This is a genomic window from uncultured Rikenella sp. (assembly GCF_947628055.1).
In the GTDB taxonomy this organism is placed as follows: domain Bacteria; phylum Bacteroidota; class Bacteroidia; order Bacteroidales; family Rikenellaceae; genus Rikenella.
In genome coordinates, this window is record NZ_CANQYJ010000102.1 from 1 (window position 1) to 8,685 (window position 8,685).

The window sequence follows — 8,685 nt, forward strand, 5'->3', positions numbered from 1 at the left end:
GATCGTGCTCACCCCCCTGCTCCAGCGGCTGCCCGACACCTACATCGAAATGCTCGACAACTATATGGGCGGCGGCTTCTGGCCCATGCTCACCGCCGTGGTCGCCGCACCGATCCTCGAAGAATTCCTCTTCCGCGGCATCATCCAGAAAAACCTCGTCCGGCGCCTCGGCCCCACAGGCGGTATCACACTCGGAGCACTGATCTTCGGCGGAATACACCTGATCCCCCAGCAAATCGTCTACGCCAGCTGCCTCGGCCTCATTTTAGGCACCATCTACCACCTCACCGGCTCGCTGAACAGCGCCATCGCCGTACATTTCGTCAACAACGGCCTGACCTCGCTGCTCTACCTGGTTTTCGGCACCTCGGACAGTCTGGAACACCAAGTGCTGGGCGACGGGACACTTTGGAACTGGGCCTACGGCATTTCGCTCCTCCTGCTACTGGCCGGAGCAGGGTATGCCGCACACCGCATCCGCCGGCAGAGGCAACACGAAACACCCCCGGAAACGACCGATTCCTGCGAAAATTAGGGGGTTCGCAAAAGAATCGCTACATTTGTTCGTTAGCATCCGAAAGATACAACACGACCGACATTGAGACACACACACCTATGCACCGGCCTCCTGGTGGGCGCACTGACACTCGCCGCAGGGTGCAATAAACTGAACCTCTACACATTTGAAAAAGGAGAAGTGATCGCCGCTGTGGGCGAACGCGAACTCTACGACAGCGACATCGCAGGGATGATCGAACCCGGACTGCCCGCAGCGGACAGCCTCGCCGCCTTGCAATCCATCGTGGACACCTGGGTGCGGAAAGAGATCAAGACCGCCGCCGCCGAAGCCGCTCTCTCCGGCCACAGCCGCGACATCGAAGAGATGGTGGCCCAGTACCGCAGTGCACTGCTCACCTACAAATACGAACAGGAATGGCTCGGCGGCAGGCTCGACACCACCGTGACCGCCGAACAGATCACTGAATACTACGACACCAACCGCGACGGCTTCCGGCTGGCAGGGCCTATCGTCAAGGCCAGGATCGCGCGGATTCCCGCCGGGCTCAGGCAAAGCAGGAAACTCGAAGAAATGTTCCGCTCCGAACGCGAAAACGACCGGAACGACTTCCTGAACATCTGCCAGAAAAACCAATACCGCACTTACGACTTCAGCACCGAGTGGACAGACTTCGGCACCGTCGTCCAGCATATTCCGTTCACGCAAGGCAGCTTCGACGACTTCCTCCGCACACGGAAATACTACAAAGTGGAAGACGACCAGTACAAATACATGATGGCCATCGAAACCTACCGGCCGACCGGCGACTACTCGCCCATAGAACGCGAGACGGACAACATCCGCAAAATCATCCTCAACAAACGCCGGCAAACCTTGCTCGGACAGTTGGAAGACAGCCTCTACACCGCGGCCGAGAACGACCGGCTCTTTGAAGTCCGGATCCGGCAGAAAAACCTGTAACCATAACAGATACAGACCCTTATACACCACATGAGATTCATACCCGCATTCCGTACCCTATCGGCCGCCTGTGCACTGGGCATCCTCGCCGTCCCGGCACTGGCGCAAACCCCGGACAGCATTCCCGGACAAACACCGGCCCATCCCCAATACATCGCCGACGAAGTGGCCGCTATTGTGGGGCGCAGCCACATCCTGCTCTCCGACATCGAGCGCACCACCGTCGACCTGCTCAAACTGCGGCAGCAGCAAGGCACCCTGTCCAACCGGCCGGCTCGCGACGAAGCTTTCGAGACACTGCTGCTCCGGAAACTGCTGGCCGAGCAGGCCCGGGCCGACTCGTTAGACAAAGACCTGGGCGGCGGCCTCGACGACCAGGTGGAACACCAGCTCCAGGAAATGATCCGGGAAGCCGGCTCCGTCAAAGCCCTCGAAAAGAAACACCGCAAAGAGATATACGCCATCAGGGACGACCTGAAACGGGAAGCCGAAGACCTGCAGCTGGCCAGCATCATGCAGAGCGACGTGATGCAGAAAGTGAGCATCACCTACAAAGACGTGGCCGCATTCTTCGAAAGCCTGCCGACCGACTCGCTGGAGATGGTGCCCGAGCAATACGTCTACGCCCAGATCGTCCGGTTCCCGCCTGAGACCGAAGAACGCAAATTCGAAGTGCGGCAGAAACTGCTCGAATACCGCCAGCGCATACTCGACGGCGAAAACATCCAAGCCTTGGCACGCTTGTACTCCATGGACCCCGTGACATCACGCAACGGCGGCGAATGGGGGCCCGGCGACATCAACCAATTGGTCTACCCCATCGTCGAAGCCCTCGAAGGGCTCAAACCGGGCAAAGTGTCCGAAATCATCGAAACCGAATACGGCTACCACATCGTCGAACTGATCTCGCTGAAAGGGAATCTCGTGCACTTCCGCCAAATCCTGCTGAAACCGACCTTTACCGTCGAAGAGACCGAAAAGGAGATGAAGCTGCTGGACAGCCTCGCCCGCAAGATCGGCACCGACAAACAGGCGTTCGAGGATGCCGTGGCAGTCTACTCCATGGACAAAGAGACCAACCGGAACGGCGGGATCGTCTTCAACAGCCGGGCCGCCAAACACTACTACGACACCAAATACGCCTCCTCGCGGTTCATGAAAGACGCCCTCGACCCGCAGGACTACATCCCCCTCTCCGGACTCAAAGAGGGCGAAGTGTCGGCACCTTACCAGGCCATGGATCTAGGTACGGGGAGTACCGTGTACAAAATCGTGCGGCTCGACAAGATCATTCCCACGCACCATGCCAGCCTGCAGGAAGACTACGAAATCATCGCCGACTTCGCCTTGCAGGACAAGCAGAACCGAGAACTCGAAAAGTGGATCAAGCAGACCATCGGCAAGATGTACGTCTGGATTTCGCCGACATACCGCGACTACGAATTTGAACACAACTGGCTCAAAAAATAAACCAACCGCCGCACCTTTATGACCATACGCCGCCACACCTTGCTGCTTCGCGGAGGATTGTCGTTGCTGTTCCTGCTGCCCTTCGTTCTTCAGGCGCAGCCGCCGGGAGAGATGCGGGCGCAGACCCCGCCCCAGGCTGTTCCGGGCGGCGGACAGGAGGAAGAGACGACGACCGTCGACTACTACGGCGACCTGATGACCCAGCGGCAGGGCGACACGGTGCTGTACCTGATCGACAACGTCATTTTCCACCACAACGGAACCTACATCCAGTGCGACAGCGCCAAACGATACGACGACTACCGGATCGAATGCTTCGGCAACGTGCTGATCAACAAAGACTCCACCTACATCTACGGCGACTGGGCCAGCTACGACGGACATACGGACATCGCCAAAGTCTACTCCCCGCTGCTCAAGTTAGTCAACGGCGACGCCACGATGTGGGTCTTCAACTACATGGAGTTCAACACCCAGACCAATATCGGCGAATACAACGACGGGGCGGTCATCACCCAGCGCGACAACCTGATGGAGTCCGACCGCGGGATATTCAACGGCGACTCCTCCACCATCACCTTCGCCGGGCATGTCGCCATGCGCAACGACAACTACCGGATACGGACCGATTCGGTGAGCTACCATCTGGACGACGAAGTGGTCACCTTCCTGACCAAGACCTACATCTGGGACAAAGACCGCGACTTTCTGACGGCGGATCGGGGGAACTACGTGCGGGCGACCGAGACCTACCACTTTACGCGGAACGCATACGCCATGACCGCCGACCAGGAATTCTGGGCCGACACGATGGACTACGAGAGTGCGGTGCGGCGGGTGGTTATGCGGCGGAACATACAGATCCTCGACACGGCGCAGCGGGCTGTGGGGCTGGGCGACTTCGGCTTCTACGACGACTCGCTCCAGAACGGCATGCTGACCGACCGGCCGGCGGTGATCCTTTACGACACCGTTTCCACCGCGTCCGACACGCTCTCGCCTGCATCGTCTCCATCGCCGCCCGACTCGGCTTTCGCGCGGGCCGACACGATCTTTTTCCACAGCTATCCCCCGGGGAAATCGAAACCCAAGTCCAAACCGGCAGTTCCTGCAGCAGCGGCGGACACATCGGCCCTTGCCGTCCAAGGGCAGGCAGACAGCCTGCGTTCCGACAGTCTGCCCCCTCGCGACAGCATGGCGGGAAGACGAACCATCGGGGTGGATGAACCGCCGGCACCTCTCGCGCCGGATTCGACATTCGCAGCGGCGGAGGCTGCGGACAGCCTTCCCCGGCCTCTGTCTCCGGCGGACAGCGCCGGGCAGCGGAAAGATACGCTGGAGCGGGTGATCCGGGGCAGGCAGAACGTGAAACTGTGGCGCACGGACGCACAGGGCGTGTGCGACTCGCTGACGGCCTACTCCGTGGATTCGATGGCTATCCTCTTCGGACGGCCGCTGATCTGGAACGGATCGAGCCAGCTCACGGCCGACCGGATCGACGTGTACAGCAGGAACGAGGAGCTGGACTATGCGGAATTCATCGGTTCGCCGTTCATCACGCAACAGGTCGAACGGGCCGATACGCTGTTCAACCAGGCCCAGGGGCGGCTCTTGCAGGCGTGGTTCCGCAACAACGAGATCGAACGGGCCATCATGACGGGCAATGTGATGAATTACTATTACATGGGCGACGACAGCCTGCCGCCGGACAAATTCGCAGTCATTTCGTGCGGCAGCCTGACCATCGACTTCGAGGATCGGGAACCGGTGCACATGATCTGGGGCGGACAGGCCGACTGGCACATCGACCCGATCGACAAGATTCCGGCCGGCCAGTCGCAGCGGTTGTCGGGCTTCAGCTGGGAGCCGGATCGCAGGCCGCGCGACCGGTACGACATTACGGATCGTTCGGTGCGGCCGTCGCAGCGAAGCCTGGTGACGGGGTATGCGCAGCCGGAGTTCCCCATCGAAGAACGCTTCGACGCTACGCACGAGGCGCTGCTCGGAGGCGAGACGTGGCGCGACCGCAGCGAACTGTTAGACGACAACCGGGTAGCCAACCTCCGGAAAAACGATCTTCTATAACTGATCCCTGCCATGACACGGATGACCCTGCCGAATTTCCATCTCCGCCGCTTGCTTTGCTGCCTGCCTCTGACGCTCGCCCTCACCGCCTCGGTGCGGGCGGGAGAGCCGCATGTGCCGGGCAAAAAAACGTTCTGCCGGGGATACGAGGCCATTACGCGGCGGAATGCGGAAGCCTCTTTGCGTTTTTTGGCTTCGGATGCCTTAGGAGGCCGGCTCGCCGGATCGGTCGAGGGACGGATCGCCGGGCAATACATTATTTCCGAACTGGAGCAAATGGGATACGCCGGACGGATCGCCGAACAGCGTTTCAAGGGACGAAAGGGGGAAGAGCTGCGGAATATACTGGTCACCATTCCGGGCCGGGATACGGTGCGGCGGTTAATCGTGGGGGCGCATTACGACCATGAAGGAGCCAAAAACGGCGCCGTTTACCACGGGGCAGACGACAATGCCAGCGGGACAGCGGTTCTGCTGGAGCTGGCCCGGGCGGCGGCAGCGGCGGGGGTGAGGCCGGAGCGCACGCTGGTGCTGGCTTTCTGGGACGGCGAGGAACGGGGGCTTCTGGGGTCGCGGCACTATGTCTCCGAACTGGGACGCGATACGGCGGCGGTGATCGGTTACATCAATTTCGACATGGTGGGGCGGAATACGGATGAAAACCGGCCGGGACTGTTCCGGTACTTCTATACGAAATCGGATCCGGAACTGAAGGCGTGGTATGACGAATCTGTCCGGATCGGGCGATTGAAGCATTTGGAAGCGGACTACCGTCCTTGCGACCGGACGATCGGCGGCAGCGACAACATGTCTTTCGCGCGTGTGGGGATACCGATCGTCTGGTACCACACGGACGGACACCCGGACTACAATACTCCGGGCGATACGGCGGACAAGATCAACTATCTCAAGCTGTTGGACATCGCCCGTTCGGCGTGGTACCTGATCTGGCGGATGGCCTACCGGCCTGCGGCTGTGCTTCCCACCGCAGGAAAAACATAAAAAAGAGAGGGGCTGCTTTGGAAATTCGGAGCGAAAGATTTACCTTTGCACCGTCTCCGGTGGGGGTGACCGGATTCCTGGAGGATGGCGAGGTAGCTCAGCTGGTTAGAGCGCATGATTCATAATCATGAGGTCGAGAGTTCAAGTCTCTCTCTCGCTACATCTTTTAAAACGCTTTAGGGCCTGGGTTCTAAAGCGTTTTTCTTTTTCACGATTATACCAGCCATCCCTTGTCCCAATTTTTCGGTTCGCACCGCCCCCTGGCCGCTAAAAGCGGCCCCCGGCGCAGAGCCGAACTCGAAACGAGGAGAAAAGTATATTAAAGTATATAATCGCATTCTTTTTATATGAAATCTATCTGCGGCCGGACGATTCATTCGATTACTTGTACCTACGGTTAAGACCGGAGTTCCTCCATTTGTTGAGATATAATTTGCCCCGAGGCCACCTTTAAAACACAGAACCGCCGCACCGACGGCACCTGCAACGTCGGAATACACGTTATCCATAACAAAGCGTCGGCAGCGTATATCTACAAACCAAGTCGCACCCGCGAAGACCTCGCAAAAAACCTTGCTCGATGCAAGGCCCCGGACGACAATAGCCGCCGCTCACAAAAACGGCCGGGCTTTGCAGCAACTGCAAAGCCCGGCCGTTTCAAATGCCTAACAAATAGCGGAAACTATTCCTCCGCCGCAACAATGTCTAAACCCAGCGCCTGCGCATCTTCCGGCGTAAAAGCATGCGACTGCCCCTTGAGCCGGTTCCACGCGCCGCGCGTAAAGTCAGGAATCGCCACCGGCGCACTCCCGTTCTCGATCGAAAGCTCCGACAGCCCCGTCAGGCACGACATCTCCGCCGCATCGTACACATCCATGTCCAGCGGCAGCCCGTTCCGCAAGCAATAGATCAGCCGGTAGTCCATCACGAAATCCATGCCGCCGTGTCCCCCGACCTCCTGCGCCAGCGCCCCCACCTGCCGGATCACCGGATGGCGGTAGTCCTCCATCAAACGGTCGAACATCTCGCGCGACACCGCGCTATGGCCGCTCAGATTCTGATAATCCGCCCCCTGTCCCGCCGTACTGTCCGTCTCGAGCGCAATGCTCGCGACCGGATATTTCTGCGCGAAGCCCTTGGTTCCGCTCACCTGGTGGATACGGCTGTACGGGCGCGGGCTGGTCACATCGTGCTGCACCATCATCGTCTTGCCGTTCTCCGTGCGGATCAAGGTGGTCGTGTGATCCCCCATCTTATACGGGGTCTTGGCATAGACCGAAGTGTCGCCGAACTTCTTCTTGGCATACTCGGTCATCCCGAACTCGTCGGTGTTCATCGACACCAGCGTGTTCATCTTATCGCCGCGGTGGATACCCAGTATCTGGGAGATCGGCCCGAGGCCGTGCGTCGGGTAGATATCCCCCGTACGTTTGGTATTCTGTTTCAGTCGCCACATGTCGGCATAGTGCCCCGGCTCGCCCTCTTCGGCGAAATTCATCGAACGCAGGTCGTGCAGGTACGCCCCCTCGACATGCACCACCTCGCCGAACAGCCCCTTCTGGGCCATGTTCAGGGTAGCCATCTCGAAGTTGTCATAGACGCAGTTTTCGAGCATCATGCAGTGTTTGCGGGTCTTTTCGGCCGTGTTGACCAGTTCCCAGCATTCGTCCACGGTCATGGCCGCCGGCACCTCGATAGCCACGTGCTTGCCGTCCTTCATGGCCTGCACGGCGATCGGCGTGTGCCAGTCCCAGCCGGTGGTGATATACACCAGGTCCACGTCCGGCTGCGCCACCATCTTGCGCCAGGCGGCGGTGTCGCCGAAATACTCCTGCGCCGCCGGGAAACCGTTGTCCTGCAACATCTTGTTGGAAGCCTTCACACGGTCTTCGTACACGTCGCACAGGGCCACGATCTTGACCCCCGGAATATGGGTATAGCGGCGCACGGCATCCGAGCCGCGCATCCCCAGCCCGACGAAAGCCACATGCACCGTGTCGATCGGGTCGGTCACCAGGTTCAGCACGTCGGTCTGTCCCGGCTCGCGCGCCGGCACGGGCAGCTCGATCACATTCGAAGTCTTCTGCCCGTCGGAAGATGCGGCCGAGGAGCCGCAGCTTTGGAATGTCACCGCCGCCGTAAAGGCCAGCAGCGAGCATAATACCAGTTTGATTTTCATCCGTTCGGTAAAATTTAGGATTTTGGGTATTGGGTTTAGTGGGTTATTTCGCGCGGGAAGCCTTGCACACCTCGCTCAGCTCGCCGAACAGGTTCTCGACGCCTTCGTTCAGCTCGCGGCGGATCTGGGCGTAGTGTTTGCGCACCAGCGACGGGTTGTGCTTTTCGGCCGGGTGGTTGATGCGGTCGAGCAGCGTGTTATTGAGTTCGGCGGCCTTGTTTACGATCGCGAAGATCGCGTCGCGCTGCGAGGCCGGCTGGAAATAGAGGGCCACGTATGCGTCCGAGATTACTTCGTTCACCAGGTAAGTCAGGTCTTTTTTGATGTTGCGAATGCTTGCCATAATTTGGAATGGATTGGAATTGTTGTCTTTGTAAACGACAAAGTTAGCTATTCCGCACCAATATCCAAAGGATCGTCGGCCGGAGGGCGCTAAAATCATACGCAAGGGGATACGGGAGAGAACGCT

7 protein-coding genes and 1 tRNA gene are annotated in these 8,685 nt (G+C 59.2%); 6 read left to right on the forward strand and 2 right to left on the reverse strand.

Going from position 1 to position 8,685, the window contains the following annotated elements:
• From Q0Z93_RS08590 to Q0Z93_RS08615, 6 genes are all read left to right on the forward strand, one after another.
• Nucleotides 1–535, forward strand: a 535-nt coding sequence (locus Q0Z93_RS08590; RefSeq protein ID WP_298064555.1) for a CPBP family intramembrane glutamic endopeptidase, incomplete at its 5' end; no start/stop codon positions are given.
• Between the two features lie 63 nt (nt 536–598).
• Nucleotides 599–1,480 carry a hypothetical protein gene (locus tag Q0Z93_RS08595; protein WP_298064556.1) on the forward strand — a complete coding sequence of 294 codons (882 nt, stop codon included), beginning with the start codon at nt 599–601 and terminating at the stop codon, nt 1,478–1,480.
• Between the two features lie 30 nt (nt 1,481–1,510).
• Nucleotides 1,511–2,950 (forward strand): peptidylprolyl isomerase, encoded by a 1,440-nt coding sequence (locus Q0Z93_RS08600; RefSeq protein WP_298064557.1) that lies wholly within the window; start codon nt 1,511–1,513, stop codon nt 2,948–2,950.
• 18 nt (nt 2,951–2,968) lie between these two features.
• The gene (locus Q0Z93_RS08605; RefSeq protein ID WP_298064559.1) at nt 2,969–5,035 is read left to right on the forward strand and encodes an OstA-like protein; all 2,067 of its coding nucleotides are present in this window, start codon (nt 2,969–2,971) and stop codon (nt 5,033–5,035) included.
• Nucleotides 5,036–5,047: 12 nt separating this feature from the next.
• Entirely contained in the window at nt 5,048–6,037 is a 990-nt protein-coding gene (locus Q0Z93_RS08610) for a M20/M25/M40 family metallo-hydrolase (protein ID WP_298064561.1), read from the forward strand.
• An 86-nt stretch (nt 6,038–6,123) separates the two neighbouring features.
• A tRNA-Met gene (locus Q0Z93_RS08615) sits at nt 6,124–6,197 on the forward strand.
• Nucleotides 6,198–6,719: 522 nt separating this feature from the next.
• On the opposite strand, the gene Q0Z93_RS08620 is transcribed toward Q0Z93_RS08615, so the two are convergent.
• The gene (locus tag Q0Z93_RS08620) at nt 6,720–8,216 is read right to left on the reverse strand and encodes a Gfo/Idh/MocA family oxidoreductase (protein WP_298064562.1); all 1,497 of its coding nucleotides are present in this window, start codon (nt 8,214–8,216) and stop codon (nt 6,720–6,722) included.
• Between the two features lie 43 nt (nt 8,217–8,259).
• Entirely contained in the window at nt 8,260–8,559 is a 300-nt protein-coding gene (locus Q0Z93_RS08625) for a hypothetical protein (protein ID WP_298064563.1), read from the reverse strand.
• Between the last annotated feature and the right edge of the window lie 126 nt (nt 8,560–8,685).

What these genes read in the sequence shown, in the direction of transcription:
- Q0Z93_RS08600 (WP_298064557.1), top strand. Translation starts at nt 1,511, where the DNA reads ATGAGATTCATACCCGCATTCCGTACCCTATCGGCCGCCTGTGCACTG.
- Q0Z93_RS08605 (WP_298064559.1), top strand. Translation starts at nt 2,969, where the DNA reads ATGACCATACGCCGCCACACCTTGCTGCTTCGCGGAGGATTGTCGTTG.
- Q0Z93_RS08610 (WP_298064561.1), top strand. Translation starts at nt 5,048, where the DNA reads ATGACACGGATGACCCTGCCGAATTTCCATCTCCGCCGCTTGCTTTGC.
- Q0Z93_RS08620 (WP_298064562.1), bottom strand. Translation starts at nt 8,216, where the DNA reads ATGAAAATCAAACTGGTATTATGCTCGCTGCTGGCCTTTACGGCGGCG.
- Q0Z93_RS08625 (WP_298064563.1), bottom strand. Translation starts at nt 8,559, where the DNA reads ATGGCAAGCATTCGCAACATCAAAAAAGACCTGACTTACCTGGTGAAC.